Consider the following 20,855-nt stretch of genomic DNA (forward strand, 5'->3'; position numbering starts at 1 on the left):
CCCCGGGGGAGACGCAGGAGGGGCGGATGCCGACGGCATCCGCCCCTCCTGCGTGCTCAGCAGGCGAGGGGGCCGACGTCCTCGGGGGTGAGGGGCTCGCGCTTCGCGTGGCCCCAGCCGAGCTCGTGCGCGCCCACGTCGGCCGCACCGGTGCGCTTGCGACCGTCGATGTCGTCTCGCACGAACGCCGAGTGGTCCTGGGTCCCCGCGTTCACCGCGGGGCTGCCGCTGCCGATGCGCAGCACGTCGGCGGCGTCGCGGGCGAGCAGCGGATCGACGCGCGTGAAGCCGGACGCAGGCAGGTCGCCGTCGGGCGCCGCACCCCACACGATGTTGCCCGCCCACGTGAAGCCGGTGCCGGTGGGCACGCTCGCGAGGGTTCCGGCATCCCCCTGGATGATGTTGTCGACGATCACGCAGTCGGCCGGGGGGATCGGGCGATGCGTCTCACCGGAGATGCCGCCCGCGTTGCCCACGATCGTGTTGAGCGCCACGCGCACGCGGTCGACCGCGTCGTTCTTGTTGCGGGAGTTCGCCGGCTCCCCCTCGTAGTGGTCGCGCACGGTGCCCGCGCCGAGCACGACGGCGGTGTCGGCGGTCTCGCCGATGTAGTTGTTCACGATGACGTGGTCGTTGCCGTAGATGCGGATGCCGCGCTGGCCGCGGATGATGTGGTTCGACTCCACGCGCGTGCGGTTGCCGTGCCGCAGCACGATGCCGCCGCCGCTGTCGCGGAAGGTGTTGAAGCGCACGGTGTTGTCGCTGGACTTCACCGAGATCGCCTCAGGGTCGCCGTTCGTGCGCTCGAAGAGGTTGTACTCGACGATCGCATAGGCGCTGCTCAGCGCGCGCGGGCTGACGCCGAGGCGGATCGGCTCGCCGCCGTTGTCTCCGGGGAAGGAGTGGTCGGAGAAGTAATTGTGGTGGATGTGCACGTTCTCGGCCATCTCGGTCGAGTTCGCGCCCTCGATGCCGAGGAACAGCCCCAGCGTCGACTTGCTGTGGAAGTGGTTGTACTCGATCACCGTGTTGTCGGCGCGCACCATCATGAAGTGCATGCCCTCGATGTCGGCCAGGCGGAACTCGTTGCGGCTGAACGTGACGGCGTTGCAGGTCGGCAGGACCTCGATCATCGTCGACTGCGTGAACACGAAGCCGCTGATGACGAGGTCGTGCGTGCCGTCGAAGACGAAGCTCTGCGCTCCGGTGAGGGTGACGCCTCCGACGGTCGCCGCCATGATCGTGAGCGGCTTGTTGCCGCGTCCGCCCACTCCGGTGAGGTCGATGGGGGCGCCGTCCGGCACGGCGTAGGTGCCGTCGGCGACGATGATCGTGCCGCCCTTGGTCATCGCGCGCACCGCGGTCTGCAGCTCGGCGATGCTCGACACGTGCGAGTACGGCCCGCGGCCGGGCAGCATCGGCGCGATGCGATCGCGGGCGGATGCCGCGGACGGCCGGCCGAGCACGGCGGCGCCCGCCTGCTGCGGGATGGAGACGGCCGCCGCGGCACCGGCCACGGCGGACAGGATGAAGGTTCGGCGTTTCATTTTTCCTCCTCGTCGAGGGATGGGGGTGGAGGGTCGGGCCCCTCGGCGCGCGATCCCGAGGGGGCGGAAGCGTGAGGGGTGAGGGGCCCGACCGGCTCAGGGGGCGTCGGTGAGGAACAGCTCGATCACCGGCACGGGGGAGTCGGGGCGCTGCACCGGCAGCTGCAGGGTGAGCGTCCCGTCGGGGAGGGCGCCCATGAGCGTGTTCTGCGCGACCCGGTGGGGATCGATGTGCAGCGGCACCAGCTCGGAGGCATCAGCCATCAGCTGCGCGTAGCCCACCTTGCCGGCGAGGCCGGGCAGGTGCAGGTGCTTGAACGGCCAGGAGAACAGGTGCACGTACAGGCGGTCGCCGCGGAGCGTGTACCGGGTGTCGCCGGGCGCCTGCCACGGGGCGGGGCCGGCGCCGTGCACGGAGCGGGCGTGATCGTCCATCCAGGAGGCGATCTCGTCGAAGGTGCGCTGCGCCGTCGCGTCGAGGCGACCTCGGCCGTCGGGCCCGACGTTGAGCAGCAGGTTGCCGTCTTTCGAGACACCGTCGATGAGCAGCTTGATCAGCGACTCCGGGCTCTTCGCGTCGAGGTTGTCGCGGTCGTACCCCCAGCTGCCGTCGAGGGTCTGGCAGGCCTCCCACGCGACGGGGACGCCGTCGCGCTCCATCGGCTTCAGGGGCTGGTACTGCTCGGGGGTGACGATGTCGCCGGGGATGCCGAGGCGGTCGTTCACGATGATGTTCGGCTGCAGCGCCCTGACCATGCTCAGCAGGTTCTCGGCATCCCAGTCCGCCGCCCCCTTGCCGCCCCAGTAGTCGGGGCGGTGGGTGTAGGAGAAGTCGAAGAACAGGTAGTCGATCTGCCCGTACCCGGTGAGGAGCTCGCGGACCTGCCCGTGCAGGTAGCGCTGGTAGTCGCGGATGTCGCGGTCGGCGGCTGCGGCCTTGAACTCCTCGTCGTCGCGCTGCGGGTGCGTGCCGTCGACGGGGAACGAGGGGTGGTGCCAGTCGATGAGGGAGTAGTAGAGGCCGACGCGGAGCCCCTCGGCCCGGCAGGCGTCGACGAACTCGGCGACGGCGTCGCGACCGAACGGCGTGTTCATCGAGGTGTAGTCGGTGAGCGCGGAGTCCCACAGGCAGAAGCCGTCGTGGTGCTTCGCGGTGAGCACGACGTAGCCCGCGCCCGCGGCCTTCGCCGTGCGCGCCCAGGCCCGCGGGTCGTAGCGGTCGGGATCGAAGTGCGCGAAGTACGGCTCGTACTCGGCATCCGTCATGCGCTCGCGGTTCTTGACCCACTCGTGCCTGGCGGCCAGTGAGTACAGGCCCCAGTGCACGAACATCCCGAGGCGCGCCTCGGTGAACCAGGCGAGGTCGACGGATGCCGTCATGACGATGCTCCTTCTGAGGGATCTGCGGGGGAGAGGAGGGCGTCGCGGAGCGCGGCGAGCTCGTCGGACGTGACGCCGTGGGCGCGGAGATAGTCGGCGGCCGATCCCCACTCCGCGTCGAGGGCGGCGAGGGTGTCGCGCATGACCTCGGCGGGGGACTCGGTCGCGAGCATCCACGCGTGGCGGGACTCGGGGTACTTCTCGGCGAGCCGCGCGGAGGTGGCCCTGCGATGCTCGGCGGGGATGAGGTCGGCGGTGAGCGCGTAGTCGGCGACGACGGCCTCGCGGTCGGCGCCGACGGCCGAGAGCGCGAGCGCGATCGTGACGCCGGTGCGGTCCTTGCCCGCGGTGCAGTGCACGAGCGTCGGCTCGCCCTCGGCGATGATGCGCACGGCCTCCACGAGCTGCGCCGATGAGCGGGAGAGCAGGTGCGCGTAGATCTCACCGAGGCTGAAGTCCTCGACGAAGAAGGAGCGGGTCGAGCCGAGGTAGAGCGGGAGTCGGGTGATCGCGACGCCGTCGACGGCGGTGGCGTCCTCGGAGACCTCGTCGTCGGCGCGGAGGTCGACGATGCGGCGGACGCGGGAGCGCACGACACCAGCCCCATCCGCGCCGACCGCGGCGAGGTGACCCGAGCGGAACAGGCGCCCGGCGCGGATCACCCCGCCGGATGCCGGGATGCCGCCGACGTCCCGGAAACCGGGCACGCCGTCGACCACGATCACGCCCACGGGTCAGCCCTTCAGAGCGCCGGACGTGAGTCCGCGGGCGAAGGAGCGCTGGAACAGCAGGAACACGATCACCGACGGCGCGAGTGCGAGCAGCGACGCGGCCATGACCACGCCGGGAGTGACCTCCGGCTCGATGCGCAGCGTGCGCAGCGCGAGGGGGAGCGTGTAGGTGTCGCTCGACGTCGAGACGAGCAGCGGCAGCAGGTACTGGTCCCAGATCATCGTGAAGCCGAACACGCCGATGACGCCGAGCGCGGGCTTGCACAGCGGGACGATGATCTGCGCGAAGACCCGCAGCTCGCTGGCTCCGTCGATGCGTGCGGCCTCCTCCAGCTCGAGCGGCACGTCCTTCATGAACTCCGTCATGACGAGGATCGAGAACGCCCAGGCGCCGATCGGGACGATCATGCCCGCGAGCGTGCCCATCAGGTTGATGTGCACGAGGGGGAGGTCGGCCAGGAGGATCGACAGCGGCAGCGCGAGGATCTCATCGGGCAGCATCATCGTGGCGAGGATCGCGACCATCGCCAGCGCCGAGAAGCGGAACTTCTTGCGGGCGAGGGCGTAGCCGGCGAGCACCGACACGACGACCTGCAGCAGCAGGCCGAAGCCGACAACGAAGAACGAGTTCATGAGGTAGCCGAGCACGCCGAAGTCGAAGGCGACCGCGAAGTTGTCCAGCGTGGGCCGGTTGGGGATGACGCTGAGCTCCGTCGGGTCGGAGACCTCGCTGAAGGCGCCGGAGAGCAGCGCGACCAGGGGGCCTGCGAACAGGACGACCACGACGGCGTACAGCAGCACCTTCACGCCGATTCCGACGACGGTGCGGCTCTCGGTGAGTCCGAGAGCGGTATCGGTTCCGGCGCTCATGCGTCCTTCTTCTTCCGCAGCAGCAGCTGCACGGTGAGCGTCAGCACGAGGGTCGCGAGGAACAGCAGCACTGCGCCCGCCGATCCGACCCCGAGCTTCTGCTGCTCCAGTCCGAGCTTGTAGAGGAGGGTCATGACGACCTCGGTGGCGCCGTTCGGGCCGCCGTTGGTCATCAGGTAGACCTCGGTGAACACCCGGAAGCCGCGGATGGCGGCGAGGATGAACAGGATCGTGAACACCGGACGGAGTCCGGGGAGGGTCACGTGGACGATCCGCTGCCAGCGGTTCGCGCCGTCGACCGTCGCGGCCTCGTACAGCCCGCGGTCGATGCCGGCGAGACCGGCGAGGATGATCATCATGTCGTAGGGCCCGCCGCGCCAGATGCCCATCAGCATGATCGACCACATGGCCGAGTCCGGGCTGTTGATGTACTCGCTGGGGGCGATGCCCATGATGCCGATGATCGAGTTCAGGAACCCGTCGGGAGACGGGTGGTACATGATGCGCCACAGCTCGGCGACCACGGCCATCGGGACGACCACGGGCAGGAACGCCGCGGATCGGATGAAGGAGAGCTTGCGGGTCTGGCCCTCCAGCAGGAGCGCGAGGAGGAAGCCGAGGATGAGGCATCCAGCGGTCTGCCCGAGGGCGAGCACGAGCGTGTTGATCGTCGCGTCGCGGAAGGCCGCGTCGGTGAGGATCGTCTCGTAGTTCTTGAACCCCACGAACTCGTTGCCGAGGTAGGGGCGGACGTTCTCGACCGACATGCCGACGGCCTGGAACATCGGGATGTAGCGGAAGATCAGGAACAGCAGCAGGGCGGGGGCGAGGAAGGCCCACGGGACCCACCACTGGCCCTGCACTCGATGGCGGCGGCGCCGCCGGGCGGGCGGCGGGGACGCGATGGCCCCCGCCGCTGCCTGGGGTGCGTCGGCCGCGGTCGCGGCGTCGGCTGTGTGGATGGTCACTGCTTGAGGATTCCCTGCGTCAGGAGCTCGGCCGTCAGCTTGCCGTCGAGCTTGGTGAGTTCTTCTTCGACGTCGAGCGAGCAGTCGGCGAGCAGCGCGTTGATGGTGTCGGCGCTCATCTGGCGGACCGGGGTCCAGCTCGGGATGGTCGGCGCGTAGTGGCCGCTCTCCTGGTAGGCGGTCGCGAAGGTCTGCCAGCGCGGGTCGTCGCGCACGTCGGCGATGTCGACCTTCTCGTTCACCGGGAGCTGGATCGCGAAGGCATCCGTGCCCTCCATGCCGAACTTCTGGGCGTCGGGGCTGACGTACCAGTCGGCGAAGGCCGTCTGGCCCTTCTCGTTCTCGGAGCCGGCCATCAGGTAGACCGTGCCGCCCTCGGCGAGCACGGAGGAGTCCTTCGGACCCTTGGGGGCGGGGACGACGGTGTACTTGTCGGCGCCCAGCACCTTGTCGAAGCGGGGCATCATGTACGGGCCGGTCAGGTACATGCCCGCGACGCCGGACTCGAACGCCTCGTTGGTCGGCGGCGTGTCCATGCTGGGGGCGCCCGGCTGGACGACCCCGGCCTTGCACTGCAGGTCGCGGAACCAGGTCGCGGCCTCGATCGCCTCGTCGGAGCTCATCGACGGCAGCCATTCGTCGCCGGAGCCCGTGATGAAGTCGCCGCCCGCGGCCCACAGGAAGTTGGAGAAGTACCAGGAGGCGTAGCCGCGCTTGGTCGATCCGGGAACCGCGAGGCCGTAGGTGTCGGCCTGGCCGTTGCCGTCGGGGTCCTTCTCGGTGAAGGCCGTGGCGACCTCGAGCATCTCGTCCCAGTCGGTCGGCGCCTCGAGGCCGAGGTTCTGCAGCCAGTCGCTGCGGATCATGAGCGCGTTCGCCTGTGCCGAGTACGGGATGCCGTAGGTCTTGCCGTCGACGGCCTTGCCGGCCTCGAGCGCCTGCGCCGTCATGTCCTTGGAGTTCTTGATGTCCTTGAGGTCGATCTCGCGGAGGATGCCCTGGGACTGCATGGTGCCGAGCTGGCTGACGTCGTTGAGCACGATGTCGGGCAGGTCCTTCTGCCCTGCACGCTGGGCGAGCTTGATCTCGAAGTCGTCGAAGATCGCGGTGACCTCGGCCTTGTAGCCGGTGGCCTCCGTGAACGCCTCGACCTGCCGGATCGTCGCCGCCTCGCTGGGGCTTCCGGGGGTCGTGCGGGTCCAGATCTCGAGGACGGCATCCTCGTCCTGCGTGACGCCGGAACCGCCTTCGGGGGCGGCCGTGCTGGAGCAGCCGGCAAGGGCGAGCGTCACGACGCCCAGGATTGCGGCTGCTTTCATCTTTGTGTGCATGGGTTCTCCAGGGTTTGGCAAACGCTTGCCACTTTGCAAGACGTCGTTGGCGAATCTAACCTAGGGACGCGAGCACTGTCAATCATTGATCGGATGTTTCGCCTTCGAAGGAGAGCACATGGAGCGCATGCGAGCGCGGCTGGTGATGGAGGAGCGACGTCGAGACGACGTCTATCCGGCAGAGGTTCTGGCAGGTATCGACCGTACCGTGGACCTGGTCCGACCGTTCCTCACCGCAGAGGAGCTGGCGGCGGACCCCGAGGCGCTGCGTGACGTCGACGTGCTGCTCACGGGGTGGGGGGCTCCGGTGATCGACGCGGCCCTGTTGGAGCGCGCTCCTCGGCTGACGGCGGTGCTGCACGCGGCCGGATCGGTCAAGCACATCGTCACGGATGCCGCCTGGGCGCGAGGGATCACGGTGGTCTCGGCGGCCGCGGCGAACGCCGAGCCCGTCGCCGAGATGACGGCGGCGCAGATCGTGCTCGCCGCCCGCGGAGTGCCCGCAGCGCGGCGGGCTTACCGCGAGCTGCGGTCGAAGGATGCCGCGTCGCAGTTCGCCTCCGGAACGCGGAGCAGCGTGGTCGGGCTCGTGGCGCTCGGCGCGATCGGACGCCGTGTCGCGGAGCGGCTGCAGGGCACCGGCGTGCGGCTGCTGGCCGCCGATCCCTACGCCTCTCCCGCGGCGGCTGCGGAGCTGGGGATCGAGCTGGTCTCGATCGAGGAGCTGTTCTCGCGCTCGGAGGTCGTGAGCCTGCATGCCCCGCTGCTGCCGGCGACGACGGGCATGATCGGCGCGGCGCTGCTCGAGCGGATGCCGCAGGGCGCGACGCTCGTCAACACCGCTCGGGGCGGGCTGATCGACGAGGCCGCACTGGTCTCGGTGCTCTCGCGCCGGACCGACCTCACGGCGCTCCTGGACGTGACGGTCGACGAGCCGCCCGCGCCCGATTCGCCGCTCTGGGAGCTCGAGAACGTCGAGCTGACACCGCACGTCGCGGGCTCCATGGGCGCCGACCGCGGGGCGATGGGCGAGCTCGTGGGAGAGGAGCTGGCGCGCCTCGTCGCAGGGGAGCCCCTGCTGCACGCGATCGACGAGAGCGCTCTCGCGAGGATGGCCTGAACCGGCAAGCGGTTGCCAGGCCGCGAAACCTCTCGGAGTCTGTCGGTCATCCCAGTATGCTCGGGTCATGAGCACGCCGGAAAGCCTTTCCCCGGTCCGCCGGCCGCGGCATGCGCGCGGAGCGGCCCCGACCCTGCACGACGTCGCGCGCGAGGCCGGTGTCTCACTCGCCACCGCATCCCGTGTGCTCAACGGCTCGGAGCGCAAGGTCGCCGAGTCGTTCCGCGAGCGCGTCGAGCGGGCGGCATCCGAACTCGGGTACACGGCGAACGTCTCCGCGCAGTCGACCGCCAGGGGAACCTCTCCCGTAATCGCCCTGCTCGTCGCCGACATCGCCGACCCGTACTTCGGACTCATCGCCTCCGGCGTCGCGCGCGGAGCGGACGAGCACGGTCTCGTCGTCACGATCGCGATCACCGAACGGGACCCCGAGCGCGAGGCCCGCATCGTGCGGGCGCTCCGCGGACAGCGCCCCCAGGGGCTCATCCTCGCGGCCTCCCGCACCACGGGGCCGCCCGACACGGGAACGGCGCGCGAACTCGCAGAGTTCTCGCGCCTGGGCGGGCGGATCGTGACCTTCGGCGCCGGCGAGGGCGACGGACGCCACGTCGAGATCGACAACCGCAGCGGTGCGCGGGCGCTGGGCGAGCGCATGGCCCAGCTCGGCTACCGGTCAGCGATCCTGATCGGGGCCGCGGAGGGCGTGCTGACCTCCGACGAGCGCCTCGCGGGCTTCGAGACCGGGTTCGCCGCGGGTGGTGGCTCGGTCGACCGCGTGCTGCGCGGTGACTTCCGCCGCGAGTCGGGCACGGCCCTGATGGCCGCCCAGCTCGCCGCGGGCGTCGAACCCGGCACCCTGGTGTTCGGGATGAGCGACATCGTCGCGATCGGCGCGATGTCGGCGATCCGCGACGCCGGACGCGCCGTGGGCGAGGACATCGCGGTGTGCGGCTTCGACGACGTGCCGTCCAGCAGCGACGTCGCACCAGCCCTCACGACGGTCCGGGTGCCGCTCAGCGAGGTCGGCTACCAGGCGTTCCGGGCGACCGTCGACGCGGACTGGCAGCAGGCGCCGCTCCCGCTCGAGGTGATCGTGCGCGCGAGCACTCCCGGTCTCGCATGACCTCCGTCGTCCTGGCGCCCGACAGCTTCAAGGGCACGATCACGGCCGCGGACGCCGCGGACGCGCTCGCCGCGGGATGGGCCTCCGTCGATCCCGCCGCCTCCTTCGTGCACCGACCCATGGCCGACGGGGGAGAGGGCACGGTCGCCGCGTTCGCCGCGGCGGTGCCGGGCGCAGAGCGGATGCCGGTCACCGTCGACGGACCCGCGGGCGAACCGATCGGCACGGCCTGGCTGCTGCTGCCACCCACAGACGAGGCACCCGGCGGCACCGCGGTCGTCGACCTCGCCTCCACGTCGGGCATCGAGCTCCTCACGACGCTGCGCCCGTGGGATGCCGACACCACCGGACTCGGACAGGCGATCGCCGCGGCGCTCGACCACGGCGTCTCGCGGCTCGTCGTCGGCATCGGGTCCAGTGCGTCGACCGACGGCGGGATGGGGATGCTGACCGCTCTCGGAGCGCGGTTCCTCGACGCCGCGGGAGTACCCGTCGCCCGCGGGGCTCGGGGGCTCGCCGACCTCGCCTCCGTCGACCTCGCGGGTCTGCGGTCTGCGCCATCGACGCTCGTGCTCACCGACGTGACCAACCCGCTGACCGGTCCGCGCGGCGCCGCCGCCGTGTTCGGCCCGCAGAAGGGGCTCACGGCATCCGACATCCCCGTCGTGGACGCAGGGCTCGCGCGTCTCGCCGGGCTGCTGGGACTCGACGCGTCCATGCCCGGCGCGGGCGCGGCCGGAGGAACCGGCGCCGCACTCGTGGTGTGGGGCGCGGCTCTCGCCCCCGGTGCGGCGGAGGTCGCATCGCTCATCGGGCTCGCCGATGCGATCGCCCGCGCCGACGTGGTGATCACGGGCGAGGGGTCGTACGACGGGCAGTCCGGCGACGGCAAGGTGCCCTCGTACATCGCCGCCCTGGCCGCCGACGCGGGGGTTCGCGCGCTGCTCGCGGCCGGCCGCATCACCCCGGATGCCGACACCTCGCCGTTCGCGGCATCCGCCTCGTTGACGGCGCTCGCCGGATCGTCGGAGGCCGCTCTCGCCGACCCCGCTCGCTGGCTCGTCGAGGCCGGCGCCGCGCTCGCCCGCAGCATCCGCTGAGGCGCTCGTCTCGTCGCTGCGCTCCTCGCTCAGCGGTCGGGGGCAGCAGAGCGGGTCGTCGAGCGAGCGGAGCGAGACGAGACGCGGTGGGATCCGCGCGCCCTAGCCCCCGAGCGCGGCGGACACCACGGCGCGGGCCTCCGACTGCACCTCGGCGAGGTGCTCGGGGCCCAGGAGGCTCTCGGCGTACAGCTTGTAGACGTCTTCCGTGCCCGAGGGGCGGGCAGCGAACCAGGCGTGCTCGGTCTGCACCTTGAGGCCGCCGATCGCCGCGCCGTTGCCCGGTGCGTGCGACAGCTTCGCGGTGATGGGCTCGCCGGCGAGAGTCGACGCCGACACGGCCTCCGGGGCGAGCTTCGCCAGCGCGGCCTTCTGCTCGGGCGAGGCCGGCGCATCGACGCGCTGGTACGCGGACGAGCCGAACGCCTCCTCCAGCTCGCGGTACCGCTCCGACGGGGTCTTGCCGGTCACGGCGATGATCTCGGCGGCGAGCAGGCACAGCAGGATGCCGTCTTTGTCGGTCGACCAGACGGTGCCGTCCTTGCGCAGGAACGAGGCTCCGGCCGACTCCTCCCCGCCGAACGCGACGGAGCCGTCGAGCAGGCCGGGCACGAACCACTTGAACCCGACCGGCACCTCCAGCAGACGGCGACCCAGCGACTCGGCGACGCGGTCGATGATCATCGACGACACGAGCGTCTTGCCGATCGCGGCATCCCGCGGCCACTCGGCGCGGTGCGAGAACAGGTAGTCGATCGCGACCGCGAGGTAGTGGTTGGGGTTCATGAGACCGGCATCCGGGGTGACGATGCCGTGGCGGTCGGCATCCGCGTCGTTGCCCGTGAGCACGTCGTAGTCGCCCTTCTTGGCGACCAGGGAGGCCATGGCCGAGGGGGATGACGGATCCATGCGGATCTTCTCGTCCCAGTCCAGCGTCATGAAGCGCCACGTCGGGTCGACCTCGGGGTTCACGACGGTGAGGTCGAGGTCGTGCACCTCCTTGATGAGCGCCCAGTACTCGACGGATGCTCCGCCCAGCGGGTCCGCGCCGATCCGCACGCCCGCGCGGCGGATGGCGTCGACGTCGATGATGGTGGAGAGGTCGCGCACGTACGCGTCGCGGAAGTCGTACTCGCCGATCGTGTCCCCGTCGACGTCGGCGTAGCGGACGCGCTTGACGCCGTCGAGGCCGTTCGCGATGAGCTGGTTGGCGCGGTCGGCGATCCAGCCGGTCGCATCCGTGTCGGCGGGGCCGCCGTGCGGAGGGTTGTACTTGAAGCCGCCGTCGCGCGGCGGGTTGTGGCTCGGGGTGACCACGATGCCGTCGGCGCGGCCGGCGGCATCCGGAGCCAGGTCGCGGTTGTAGGTGAGGATCGCGTGACTGAGCGCCGGCGTCGGCACCCAGGAGTCGCGGGAGTCGACGCGCACGTCCACCCCGTTGGCGATGAGCACCTCGATGGCGCTGCGCTCGGCGGGGAGGGACAGCGCGTGGGTGTCGCGTCCGAGGAAGAGCGGGCCGGTGATGCCCTGGCCGGTGCGATAGTCGACGATCGCCTGGGTGGTCGCGAGGATGTGGTTCTCGTTGAAGCTGTTCGACAGCGAGGAGCCGCGGTGGCCGCTGGTGCCGAACACGACGCGCTGGGCGGCGACGCCGGGGTCCGGTACGCGGTCGTAGTAGGCGGCGATCAGCTCGTCGACGTCGATGAGGTCACTTTCCTCCGCGGGGAGGCCGGCACGGCTCGTCATGCAGACAGTCTGCACCGAGCGGGCCGTTCGTGCACGTCTCATTTCCAGAGGTGTGAAGGTTTTCGTCGACGGGAGTCTCGCGCGCGACGCGGAGGGCTAAGGTGAAACGCGTGACTGAACGCCGCACCTACAGCTACCTCGGCCCCGCAGGAACGTTCACCGAAGCGGCGCTCGACCAGGTCCCCGAGGCGCGCGGTCAGGAATGGCGCCCCGTGCACAACGTCGGGGAGGCGCTCGACGACGTGCTGTCGGGGGTGTCGGATGCCGCGATGATCGCGATCGAGAACTCGATCGAGGGCGGCGTCTCCACCACGCAGGACGCGCTGGCCACGCTGCCAGGACTGCGGATCATCGGCGAGTACCTCGTCAGGGTGAACTTCGTGCTGGTGGCGCCCCGAGGCACCCGGCTCGAGGACGTCTCCGTCATCGCCGCCCACCCCGTCGCCTACGCCCAGTGCCACGGCTGGCTCGGCGAGCACCTGCCGCAGCACTCCCACGTGCCGGCCGCGAGCAACGTCGCCTCCGCGATCGGCGTGCTCGACGGCTCGCTCCCCGCCCAGGCGGCGATCGCACCTCCCGGCATCGTGAAGCACTACGACGTGGACGTGCTCGCCGATGGCATCGGCGACAACGCCCAGGCCGTCACCCGCTTCGTGCTCGTGACCCGCACGACGCGCTCGCCGGAGCCCACCGGGGCCGACAAGACCTCGCTCATCGTCGAGCTGCCCCACGACCACCCCGGTTCGCTGCTCGAGATGCTCGAGCAGTTCTCGACCCGCGGCATCAACCTGTCGCTGATCGAATCCCGCCCCATCGGCGACGAGCTCGGCCGCTACAGGTTCGTCATCGACGCCGACGGTCACATCGAGCACGAGCGCATGGCCGACGCGCTGCTCGGCATCCGCCGGTTCAGCCCCCGAGTGGTGTTCCTCGGCTCCTACCCCCGCGCCGACAGGCAGATCGTGCAGTACCCGGAGCGCTACTCCGACGACGTGTTCGTCGAGGCGCGCGACTGGCTGCGCGGCATCCTCTCCGGAGAGCCCGACGCCTGACCGCCCTCGCGTGCGGGCACGCGACGATGCCTCGCCGTGCGTCCCCTCCCGCCCCCGTGGGCGTCCCACCGATGGTATGGATCAAAAATGTAGGTGCAGGGGGCCTTGGAGCGGCATCTCTGATCCATCCTGAGCAGCTCAGAAGCCAGGCGAGTCGGACTGCACAAACAGGTGAGCGGGCGGGTTGTCCACCTGGCCTGGGACAGGAGCTCGAACACCGCGACGGGAAAGCACCGTCGATGCGAGCATGCCGGAATGCGTCATCGAATCCCTCTCCCCGAACAGCTGGGGCCCGAGTTCAGCGTCCGGAGGGCCGCAGCCCTCGGCATCCGTAGGGGGAGAGCGGATGCCGCCGACCTCGTGCGTCCGTTCCACGGCGTGAGATCGGTTGCGCCTCCGGAATCGTTCCGGGCGAGAGTGGACTGCTACCTTCCGCGGATGCGCCCGGAGCAGCGCTTCGTCGGGAGGACGGCGGTGCGTCTGTGGGCGCTTCCGCTCTCAGAAGCCTGGTGCGTCGAGGAAGAGCTCGAGGTCGCGTCGCCGCAGGAGCACAGCCCTCCGCGAGCGGCGGGGGTCAGGGGGCGCCGGCTCGGCGCCGCACGGGCGCGGACCTGGCATCTCCGAGGGGCGCCCGTGGTCGATCCCGTCGCCGCGGTCTTCAGCTGCGCCGGAGAGCTCAGCGTGCGCGAGCTGGTGGTCCTGCTCGACGCGCTCGTCACAGGCTGCTCCCACTATCCGGGGCTCGACGAGGCCGGCAGACCCCGGCTCTTCCTGCACGAGGTCGAGACCCGGCTCGACGAGTGGGGACGGTTCCGCGGCAGCGGCACGGTGAGAAAGGCCCTCCGGCGCGCGCGAGAGGGGGTTGAATCGCCGAAGGAGACGGAGACGCGGCTGGTCATCGTGGATGTCGGTCTACCGGAACCGGAGGTGCAGTTCGTGGTGAGGGACGGATCCCGCTTCGTCGCCAGAGTGGATCTCGCGTACCCCGAGCTGAGGATCGCGATCGAGTACGAGGGCGACGGGCATCGCACCGACAAGGCGCAGTGGCGGAAGGACATCGCGCGACAGCGGGATCTCGAGGGCTGCGGGTGGCTCGTCATCCGCCTCACCCAGTCGGACCTCGATGATCCCGGCGTCTTTCTCGCGTGCCTCCGTCGGGCTCTCTCTTCTCGCATGATCACCCGATGATGGATCAGAAATGCTGTGGAGAGGCTCCCTGGAGAGTCATTTCTGATCCATAGCGCGATCGATCGTCCATAGTGCGATCGATCCCGGGCGGGGTCAGTGCTCGCGGAACAGCGGCCAGGCGCTGCCCGGCGCCATGCGGGAGTGCAGAGCGCCCTTCGCCGACGCCAGGCTGGGGTAGCTGCCTGTTGCGGCATCCGACCCTGCCATCACGACCGTGTAGCCGTCGTCGTCGTGGCGGATGCTGCCGACGACTCCGTTCGTGCCGTAGGCGACCCAGAGAGCGAGGGTCTTCGTGGTACTCATCATCGAACTCCTTCCGTTGCGGGCGACGCTACGCCTGTCCCGCACAGAAGACCACCCTCGCGCGGCGATTCACATCGCGGCGGCGATGAGCTCCAGCGTCTGCGCGCGGCCGGGGGAGGAGTCGCGGGGCTCCGCATCGTACGACGCGGCGACCGGAGACAGCATGACCTCGTCGACGCCGTACCGCTCCGCGAACCCGCGCACCTCGGCGGCGACCGACTCCCCGGTGCCGACGAACCAGCGCTCGCGGGCGGCCGACACGACCTGCTCGGTGGCGGCATCCGCCTCCGCCGAGGCGGCGACGGCCTGCTCGACGGTCTCCAGCGCGACCAGCGGCTTGTTCAGACGCAGCCGCGCCATCATGCGCAGCTGGGGGAGAGCGCGGGCCTCCGCCTCGTCCTGCGTCGGCGCGGCCACGGCGTTCACGGTGAGGAAGGTGCGCGGCTCTGGGTGCTCCTCGCTCGGGCGGTAGCCGGTGCGGTACAGGTCGAGGGCGCGCTCCAGCCCCTGGCCGGAGAAGTGGTTGGCGAACACGTACGGCAGGCCGTGGGATGCCGCCAGCTGCGCCGAGTAGTCGCTCGAGCCGAGCAGCCACATCTCGGGGGAGCCGGTGGCGGCGGGCGTCGCGTGCACCGTGTACTCGCCGCCGGACGTGAAGCGGACGGTGGCGCCGTCTCCGGAGAGGAGCGCCGCGATGTCCTGCACGTGCCGGGGGAACTGCTCGACGTCGCTCGTGGTGCCGGAGCCGCGGAGCAGCTGGGTGATGACGGGGTCGCTGCCCGGCGCCCGGCCGAGACCGAGGTCGATGCGTCCGGGGGCGATGGCCTCCAGCGCGGCGAACTGCTCCGCGACGATGAGCGGGGCGTGGTTCGGGAGCATCACGCCGCCGGAACCCAGCCGGATGCTCGTGGTGCGGGTCGCGGCGGCGGCGATCAGCACCGGCGGAGTCGTGGATGCCACGGCCGGCATGTTGTGGTGCTCGGCGAACCAGTAGCGGCGGTACCCCAGCCGATCGGCGGTCTGCGCGAGGCTGAGGGAGGCGGCGATGGCCTCCGCGCTGGTCTGCCCGGAGCGGACCGGGACGAGGTCGAGGACGGAGAGAGCGGTCACCCAGGCTCCAACCGCTGCTCGCGCGCGGGCATTCCCAGTACCGTGGTGGGCATGGGCGTCGAATTCTTCTACATCCTCGTCGGCAGCGTCGTCGTGGCGGCGATCGCGCGATGGCGGGGGTGGCCGGCGCCGCTGCTGGTCACGGTGGTCGCGCTCGCGGCATCCTTCCTCCCTTTCGTCCCCGATCTGCAGACCGACGGCCATCTGCTGCTGAACCTCGTTCTGCCGCCGCTGCTGTACTCGGCGGCGCTCGACGTCTCGTTCGTGGGCTTCAAGCGCAGCCTGCCGCAGATCCAGCGCCTCGGGATCTGGCTCGTGCTGCTCACGACGCTCGCGGTCGGCGTGGTGGCGTGGCTGATCCTGCCCTCGCTGACCCTGCCTGGTGCGCTGCTGCTCGGCGCGATCGTGGCCCCGCCCGACGCGGTGTCGGCCGCGGCGATCGGCCGCAAGCTCGGACTGCCCCGGCGCATCATGAACGTGCTCTCCGGCGAGAGCCTCATCAACGACGCCACCTCGCTCACCCTGTACCGGGTGTTCGCCTCGCTCCTCGTCAGCGCCACCGTCACCATCACCGTGTGGGACGGCATCTGGCAGTTCATCGTCGCCGTCGTGGTCGGCGTCGTCATCGGCCTGATCTTCGGCATCGTGCTGCACCAGCTGCGGATGCGGATCGACGACGCGGTCGTGATCGGCACCTTCGGGCTGCTCGCCCCGTTCGGCGCGTACGCGATCGCGGAGCACCTCGGCGGCTCCGGCGTGCTCGCCGTCGTGGCGATGGGCATCTACGTCGGCTTCAACGCCCCGCGCACCGACTACACCACGCGGCAGCAGGAGAAGCCGCTGTGGCTCTCGGCCGACCTGCTGCTGGAGAGCTTCGTGTTCGCCTACATCGGGCTGCAGTTCCCCCGCGTGCTCCGCGACCTCAGCGGAGAGTCTGTCGGACACATCCTGTGGCTGTCGGCGGCGGTGCTGGTGGTCGTGCTGCTGGTGCGTCCGCTCTATGTGTACCCCGCGAACGCGTGGGCGAACCGCCTCGACCGCAAACGCCTCGAGCGGTGGGACCGCGGGGTCGAGTCCGGCGAGTTCGAGAAGCGGCGGGGCCACTCGCGGCGATGGCGCGATCAGGATCCCGATGAGCTGCGGGAGCAGATCGTGAAGGAGCGGATGGCGGGGCTCCAGCTCACCTGGAAGGACAACGCCGTCATCTCCTGGGCGGGCATGCGCGGCGTCGTCACGCTGGCGACCGCCCTCGCGGCGGCCGACCTCGCGACGCTCGCCCCCGAGGCCTCGCACGCGATCGTCGTCGTCGCCTTCATCGTCACCGTCGGCACGCTCCTGCTGCAGGGGCTCACGCTGCCGGTGCTGATCCGGCGCCTCGGCATCGGGAGCGACTCGGAGCACGAGGAGGACGCGCAGGCGCTCGCCGCCGTGCAGGCGAAGACCCGCGAGGCGGGCAAGGAGTTCATCGCCGCCAAGCGCGTGGAGTGGGAGGCGAAGCACGGCTCCCTCGACCTCAGCGTCTTCGACGCGTTCGCCAAGCGGATGACCCGCGTGGAGAAGGACGCCGATGAGGCGCAGCAGGTGGAGGATGCCGCGGCCCGACCCTCGTACGAAGACCTCGTCTCCCTGTTCAGGGGGTGGCTGCACGTGCGTCGGGAGATCGTTCTCGCCGAGCGCGATGCCGGCAACCTCGACGAGGAGGTCATGCGCGAGCTGCTCGCGGCGATGGATGCCGAGGAGCTGGCGCTCGACACCCGCGGCGCGATGCGCCAGCAGGAGCGGTAGCGCGGCGGCATCCGCTCTTCCCGTTCACAACTCCTCAAAGAACGGGTTCGCGCCCGAGGACGCCCCTGTGGTTCCGGGGCGGGCGCTTGCGTGGTCTGCGGTTCGTGAGGAGTTGTGAACCGCTCAGATGCGAGAGCGCCCCACCCCGCGGACGGGATGGGGCGCTCTCGCGTGCGGTGGGCGAGCGGTCAGTTCGCGGCGACCGGCTGCTTGTCCGACGCGGCATCCGCCTCGGGGGAGTCGTCGCCCGAGTCGTCGGCGAAGGGCAGGCCCTCGCGCGGCGCGTTGTAGAGCTCCTCGTCGAGGATGCCCTCGCGCTTGGCGACGATGGTCGGCACGAGCGCCTGACCGGCGACGTTCACCGCGGTGCGGCCCATGTCGAGGATCGGGTCGATCGCGATGAGCAGGCCGACGCCGGCGAGAGGCAGGCCGAGCGTGGAGAGCGTCAGCGTGAGCATCACGATGGCGCCGGTGGTCCCTGCGGTCGCGGCCGAGCCCACCACCGAGACCACGATGATCATGATGTACTGCCACCACTCCAGCTGGATGCCGAAGAACTGCGCCACGAAGATCGCGGCGATGGCCGGGTAGATCGCGGCGCAGCCGTCCATCTTGGTGGTCGCGCCCAGCGGCACGGCGAAGGACGCGTAGGAGCGCGGCACGCCGAGGTTGCGCTCGGTCACGCGCTCGGTGAGCGGGAGGGTGCCGATCGACGAGCGGCTGACGAAGGCCAGCTGCACGGCCGGCCACACGCCCGAGAAGTACTGCCTGATCGACAGGCCGTTGGTCTTGACGATGATCGGGTAGACCACGAAGAGCACGAGGGCGAGGCCGATGTAGATCGCGATGGCGAACCATCCGAGCGAGGCCAGCTTCTCCCAGCCGTACTTGACGACGGCGGCGCCGATGAGGCCGAAGGTGCCGAGCGGGGCGATGCGGATGATCCACCACAGCACGCGCTGGATGACCTTGAGCAGCGACTCGGTGAAGGCGAGGAAGGGCTCTGCCTTCTTGCCCGCCTTGAGCGCGGCGATGCCCACGGCCACGGCGACGACGATGATCTGCAGCACGTTGAAGCCGATGCTGGAGGTCGCACTGCCCGACTCCGCGTCGACCGAGGTGCTCACGGTGAGGCCGAGGAAGTTCTGCGGGATGAGGCCTGTGAGGAAGTTCCACCAGGTGCCGACCGTGTACGGGTCGCCCTCCTGCAGGCCCTCGCCCGCGCGGGAACCGGGCTGGATGATGAGGCCGAGGCCGATGCCGATCACCACGGCGATGAACGCCGTGTAGGCGAACCAGAGGAGCGTCTGCCCTGCCAGGCGCGCGGCGTTCTGCACGCGGCGCAGGTTCGAGATGCTCGCGACGATCGCGGTGAAGATCAGCGGGATGACGGCGGCGCGCAGCAGCGTCACGTACGAGCCGCCGATCGTGTCGAGGGTCGCGGAGAGGCCGTTCGGCGCCTCGGCGGTGGCGCCGAGGTTGCGGGCGACGAGGCCTGCGACGATGCCGAGGACGAGGGCGGCGATGATCTGGAAGCCGAACGAGGTCAGCAGCTTCCGTACGGGACCGCGGGTGTCGGGCGCCTTCGCGGCGCGGGCGGTGGTGCTCATGTGGGGGGACTCCAGGAATGACTGCGTGCCGAGTGCACGCCATAGCCTCAACGCTATGAGCGCCTGTGAATTCCCTGGGTGGATGTGACGAAGCATGACGGATGCCGGCGGCATCCGTCGTGCCCGAGTCAGGTCGTGCACTCCTCGAAGTTGTCCTTGAGGATCTTGACGGTGAGGTCGCGGTCCTCGACGCTGGACGCCTGGTCCTTGCCCTGCGCGATGTAACTGAGGGTCTCGTTGCTGAGCTTCGAATCCAGCAGGTAGCCGGCGAAGCAGGCCGCGGCATCCGCGTTCACCTGATCGCTCATGCTCTGCGAGGTGTAGTAGTCGATCAGCCCGTCGGTCAACTGCTTCTCGGTCGGTCGGCTCGCACCGCAGGCGGCGAGGGAGAGGGCGAGGGCGGCGACGGGCAGCGCCATCAGCACGCGTGCGGGGGTGCGCAACTTCCGGTCCGGATTCATGGCCTCCACCGTACGCGTTCCGGCGCCGGATCAGAGGGCGGCGGGCGGAGAGAACTGCCCATACCCCGGGGACGGCGCCTGTGGCACCATGTGGTCATGTTCATGGTGACGACGAACGACATCCCCGGCTACCGCATCACCAACGTGCTCGGTGAGGTCATGGGCATCACGGTCCGCTCGACCGACTTCGGCCAGGGGTTCACGGCGGGTTTCCGGGCGCTCGGCGGCGGGGAGATCCCCGAGTACACGCAGATGATGTACGAGAGCCGCCAGGTCGTGATGAGCCGCATGTGGGCCGAGGCGCAGCAGCGCGGCGGCAACGCGATCGTCGCCATGCGCTTCGACGCCGGGTCGATTGGCACCTTCAGCGAGATCTGCGCCTACGGGACTGCCGTGGTGGTGGAGCCGGTGGGGGCGCCGCCCGCACCGCCCGTCGTCCCGCAGCAGCCGGCGGTGTGACTCAGGCCATCACGAGCAGCTCGCCGACCTCGCACTGCAGCGCCTCGCAGATCGCCCGCAGCGTCGAGTAGCGGATGGCGCGTGCACGGTCGTTCTTGAGGACCGACAGGTTGACGATGCTGACGCCGACCTGCGCGCTCAGCTCGGTGAGGGTCATGCCGCGATCGGCGAGCAGCTCATCGAGTCGGCAGTGGATGCCGGTGAACTCGCCGTCGCTCTCGGCCGGGGTCACACCAGCCCCTCCGTCTCCTTCTCCAGCTGCTCCTTCTCGCCCTGCAGTCGACTGCCGTGGCGGAAGATCGCGGCGAGGGCGAAGCATCCGACGCCCACGGCGAAGGGCCAGACCGGCACGCTGAGCTCGAAGGGGATGAAGGCGTCGTCCGTCTGCGGTAGAGCCTGTGCGGCGACGGTCATCCCGACTTGGCGGAGGATGCCGCCGATCACCGCCGTCGTCATGACGATGATCGCAGTCGCGACGAAGACCCGGGGGACGGTCGCGTCGAACGGGGCGCCGAGCGCGGCGCGCTGCGCGGCCACGTGGATCGCCCATGCGATCGAGGCGGAGCAGACCAGCAGCAGCACACCGGAGATGAACATCAGTATCTGCGCGCCCACGGGCGGGTTCACCACGGCGCCGTAGCAGTCCAGCTCCGTCCCGCCTTCGGCGCCAGCGAAGTCGCAGTTGTCCGGCGTGGAGGCCTTCGCACGGTCGAGCACCGGCTGGTCGAGGGAGATCGTCTTCATGGTGAACGCCTGGAACACGGCGAGGAGCACGCCGGCCCCGCACAGGAGCACCCAGCCGAGGCTGAGCCGGTCGACCACGTCGAGGACGAGGGTCTTGCGGCGCCGGCGGTGGGAGCTCGCGACGCTCATCGCGACGACCGCTCCGACGATCAGGAAGCCGATGAGCAGGGTCAGCAGACCCGCGCCCAGATTCTCCGCGGTGAACGTCATCAGACCAGCCCTCTCTG

Annotated in this window: 20 protein-coding genes; 7 read left to right on the forward strand and 13 right to left on the reverse strand. The window is 70.3% G+C overall.

Annotated elements, in window-relative coordinates:
* Positions 1 to 56: 56 nt before the first annotated feature.
* The 6 genes from LC438_RS03435 to LC438_RS03460 all read right to left on the reverse strand — a co-directional run bounded on the left by LC438_RS03435 (position 57) and on the right by LC438_RS03460 (position 6,815).
* Entirely contained in the window at positions 57 to 1,547 is a 1,491-nt protein-coding gene (locus tag LC438_RS03435; RefSeq protein ID WP_223585857.1) for a polysaccharide lyase 6 family protein, read from the reverse strand.
* A 96-nt stretch (positions 1,548 to 1,643) separates the two neighbouring features.
* Positions 1,644 to 2,927: an alpha-L-fucosidase gene (locus LC438_RS03440; RefSeq protein ID WP_223585858.1), complete on the reverse strand. Its 1,284-nt coding sequence runs from the start codon at positions 2,925 to 2,927 to the stop codon at positions 1,644 to 1,646.
* Positions 2,924 to 3,658 carry a tyrosine-protein phosphatase gene (locus LC438_RS03445; protein ID WP_223585859.1) on the reverse strand — a complete coding sequence of 245 codons (735 nt, stop codon included), beginning with the start codon at positions 3,656 to 3,658 and terminating at the stop codon, positions 2,924 to 2,926. The genes LC438_RS03440 and LC438_RS03445 overlap by 4 nt, the downstream gene beginning before the upstream one ends.
* 3 nt (positions 3,659 to 3,661) lie before the next feature.
* On the reverse strand, positions 3,662 to 4,528 hold the full coding sequence (locus tag LC438_RS03450; protein WP_105672930.1) for a carbohydrate ABC transporter permease: 867 nt from the start codon (positions 4,526 to 4,528) through the stop codon (positions 3,662 to 3,664).
* On the reverse strand, positions 4,525 to 5,496 hold the full coding sequence (locus LC438_RS03455; protein ID WP_223585860.1) for a carbohydrate ABC transporter permease: 972 nt from the start codon (positions 5,494 to 5,496) through the stop codon (positions 4,525 to 4,527). The genes LC438_RS03450 and LC438_RS03455 overlap by 4 nt, the downstream gene beginning before the upstream one ends.
* Positions 5,493 to 6,815 carry a sugar ABC transporter substrate-binding protein gene (locus tag LC438_RS03460; protein ID WP_181155822.1) on the reverse strand — a complete coding sequence of 441 codons (1,323 nt, stop codon included), beginning with the start codon at positions 6,813 to 6,815 and terminating at the stop codon, positions 5,493 to 5,495. Before LC438_RS03460 ends, LC438_RS03455 begins: the two co-directional genes overlap by 4 nt.
* 130 nt (positions 6,816 to 6,945) lie before the next feature.
* Here LC438_RS03460 and LC438_RS03465 point away from each other — a divergent pair, with 130 nt between their 5' ends.
* The 3 genes from LC438_RS03465 (at position 6,946) to LC438_RS03475 (ending at position 10,170) form a co-directional block, all read left to right on the forward strand.
* A complete protein-coding gene (locus LC438_RS03465) occupies positions 6,946 to 7,947 on the forward strand; it encodes a hydroxyacid dehydrogenase (RefSeq protein ID WP_105672928.1) in 1,002 nt (333 codons plus the stop codon).
* A gap of 67 nt (positions 7,948 to 8,014) precedes the next feature.
* Positions 8,015 to 9,070, forward strand: a complete 1,056-nt coding sequence (locus LC438_RS03470) for a LacI family DNA-binding transcriptional regulator (RefSeq protein WP_223585861.1) — start codon at positions 8,015 to 8,017, stop codon at positions 9,068 to 9,070.
* The gene (locus tag LC438_RS03475) at positions 9,067 to 10,170 is read left to right on the forward strand and encodes a glycerate kinase (protein WP_105672926.1); all 1,104 of its coding nucleotides are present in this window, start codon (positions 9,067 to 9,069) and stop codon (positions 10,168 to 10,170) included. The genes LC438_RS03470 and LC438_RS03475 overlap by 4 nt, the downstream gene beginning before the upstream one ends.
* Before the next feature lie 102 nt (positions 10,171 to 10,272).
* Here the strand turns inward: LC438_RS03475 and pgm are convergent, their stop codons facing one another.
* On the reverse strand, positions 10,273 to 11,916 hold the full coding sequence (gene pgm / locus LC438_RS03480; RefSeq protein WP_223585862.1) for a phosphoglucomutase (alpha-D-glucose-1,6-bisphosphate-dependent): 1,644 nt from the start codon (positions 11,914 to 11,916) through the stop codon (positions 10,273 to 10,275).
* Between the two features lie 101 nt (positions 11,917 to 12,017).
* Here pgm and pheA point away from each other — a divergent pair, with 101 nt between their 5' ends.
* Entirely contained in the window at positions 12,018 to 12,968 is a 951-nt protein-coding gene (pheA, locus tag LC438_RS03485; protein ID WP_105672925.1) for a prephenate dehydratase, read from the forward strand.
* 255 nt (positions 12,969 to 13,223) lie between these two features.
* Positions 13,224 to 14,156: an endonuclease domain-containing protein gene (locus LC438_RS03490; RefSeq protein WP_146114263.1), complete on the forward strand. Its 933-nt coding sequence runs from the start codon at positions 13,224 to 13,226 to the stop codon at positions 14,154 to 14,156.
* 93 nt (positions 14,157 to 14,249) lie between these two features.
* On the opposite strand, the gene LC438_RS03495 is transcribed toward LC438_RS03490, so the two are convergent.
* Positions 14,250 to 14,459, reverse strand: a complete 210-nt coding sequence (locus tag LC438_RS03495) for a methyltransferase (protein ID WP_105672945.1) — start codon at positions 14,457 to 14,459, stop codon at positions 14,250 to 14,252.
* A gap of 69 nt (positions 14,460 to 14,528) precedes the next feature.
* Positions 14,529 to 15,569, reverse strand: a complete 1,041-nt coding sequence (locus tag LC438_RS03500) for an LLM class flavin-dependent oxidoreductase (RefSeq protein ID WP_105672923.1) — start codon at positions 15,567 to 15,569, stop codon at positions 14,529 to 14,531.
* 51 nt (positions 15,570 to 15,620) lie between these two features.
* Here LC438_RS03500 and LC438_RS03505 point away from each other — a divergent pair, with 51 nt between their 5' ends.
* Positions 15,621 to 17,354 (forward strand): sodium:proton antiporter, encoded by a 1,734-nt coding sequence (locus LC438_RS03505; RefSeq protein WP_105672922.1) that lies wholly within the window; start codon positions 15,621 to 15,623, stop codon positions 17,352 to 17,354.
* 188 nt (positions 17,355 to 17,542) lie between these two features.
* On the opposite strand, the gene LC438_RS03510 is transcribed toward LC438_RS03505, so the two are convergent.
* Entirely contained in the window at positions 17,543 to 18,964 is a 1,422-nt protein-coding gene (locus LC438_RS03510; protein WP_105672921.1) for a dicarboxylate/amino acid:cation symporter, read from the reverse strand.
* A 128-nt stretch (positions 18,965 to 19,092) separates the two neighbouring features.
* Complete coding sequence (locus tag LC438_RS03515) at positions 19,093 to 19,425, reverse strand: hypothetical protein (RefSeq protein ID WP_105672920.1); 333 nt, start codon at positions 19,423 to 19,425, stop codon at positions 19,093 to 19,095.
* 96 nt (positions 19,426 to 19,521) lie between these two features.
* Between LC438_RS03515 and LC438_RS03520 the strand changes: the two genes are divergently transcribed.
* The gene (locus LC438_RS03520) at positions 19,522 to 19,884 is read left to right on the forward strand and encodes a YbjQ family protein (RefSeq protein WP_105672944.1); all 363 of its coding nucleotides are present in this window, start codon (positions 19,522 to 19,524) and stop codon (positions 19,882 to 19,884) included.
* A 1-nt stretch (position 19,885) separates the two neighbouring features.
* Here the strand turns inward: LC438_RS03520 and LC438_RS03525 are convergent, their stop codons facing one another.
* Together LC438_RS03525 and LC438_RS03530 are read right to left on the reverse strand one after the other, a co-directional pair.
* The gene (locus LC438_RS03525) at positions 19,886 to 20,116 is read right to left on the reverse strand and encodes a helix-turn-helix transcriptional regulator (protein ID WP_105672919.1); all 231 of its coding nucleotides are present in this window, start codon (positions 20,114 to 20,116) and stop codon (positions 19,886 to 19,888) included.
* Positions 20,113 to 20,838, reverse strand: a complete 726-nt coding sequence (locus LC438_RS03530) for a hypothetical protein (RefSeq protein ID WP_223585863.1) — start codon at positions 20,836 to 20,838, stop codon at positions 20,113 to 20,115. Before LC438_RS03530 ends, LC438_RS03525 begins: the two co-directional genes overlap by 4 nt.
* Between the last annotated feature and the right edge of the window lie 17 nt (positions 20,839 to 20,855).

The sequence above is a fragment of the Microbacterium sp. OVT16B genome, from assembly GCF_019969705.1.
GTDB lineage: Bacteria > Actinomycetota > Actinomycetes > Actinomycetales > Microbacteriaceae > Microbacterium > Microbacterium natoriense.

Bases quoted from the DNA above. Each gene is read 5' to 3' on its own strand.
- LC438_RS03435 (WP_223585857.1), bottom strand. From the start codon at position 1,547: ATGAAACGCCGAACCTTCATCCTGTCCGCCGTGGCCGGTGCCGCGGCG.
- LC438_RS03460 (WP_181155822.1), bottom strand. From the start codon at position 6,815: ATGAAAGCAGCCGCAATCCTGGGCGTCGTGACGCTCGCCCTTGCCGGC.
- LC438_RS03530 (WP_223585863.1), bottom strand. From the start codon at position 20,838: ATGACGTTCACCGCGGAGAATCTGGGCGCGGGTCTGCTGACCCTGCTC.
- pgm (WP_223585862.1), bottom strand. From the start codon at position 11,916: ATGACGAGCCGTGCCGGCCTCCCCGCGGAGGAAAGTGACCTCATCGAC.
- LC438_RS03440 (WP_223585858.1), bottom strand. From the start codon at position 2,927: ATGACGGCATCCGTCGACCTCGCCTGGTTCACCGAGGCGCGCCTCGGG.
- LC438_RS03520 (WP_105672944.1), top strand. From the start codon at position 19,522: ATGTTCATGGTGACGACGAACGACATCCCCGGCTACCGCATCACCAAC.
- LC438_RS03505 (WP_105672922.1), top strand. From the start codon at position 15,621: ATGGGCGTCGAATTCTTCTACATCCTCGTCGGCAGCGTCGTCGTGGCG.
- LC438_RS03515 (WP_105672920.1), bottom strand. From the start codon at position 19,425: ATGAATCCGGACCGGAAGTTGCGCACCCCCGCACGCGTGCTGATGGCG.
- LC438_RS03450 (WP_105672930.1), bottom strand. From the start codon at position 4,528: ATGAGCGCCGGAACCGATACCGCTCTCGGACTCACCGAGAGCCGCACC.
- LC438_RS03490 (WP_146114263.1), top strand. From the start codon at position 13,224: ATGCGTCATCGAATCCCTCTCCCCGAACAGCTGGGGCCCGAGTTCAGC.
- LC438_RS03495 (WP_105672945.1), bottom strand. From the start codon at position 14,459: ATGAGTACCACGAAGACCCTCGCTCTCTGGGTCGCCTACGGCACGAAC.
- LC438_RS03475 (WP_105672926.1), top strand. From the start codon at position 9,067: ATGACCTCCGTCGTCCTGGCGCCCGACAGCTTCAAGGGCACGATCACG.
- LC438_RS03465 (WP_105672928.1), top strand. From the start codon at position 6,946: ATGGAGCGCATGCGAGCGCGGCTGGTGATGGAGGAGCGACGTCGAGAC.
- LC438_RS03470 (WP_223585861.1), top strand. From the start codon at position 8,015: ATGAGCACGCCGGAAAGCCTTTCCCCGGTCCGCCGGCCGCGGCATGCG.
- LC438_RS03510 (WP_105672921.1), bottom strand. From the start codon at position 18,964: ATGAGCACCACCGCCCGCGCCGCGAAGGCGCCCGACACCCGCGGTCCC.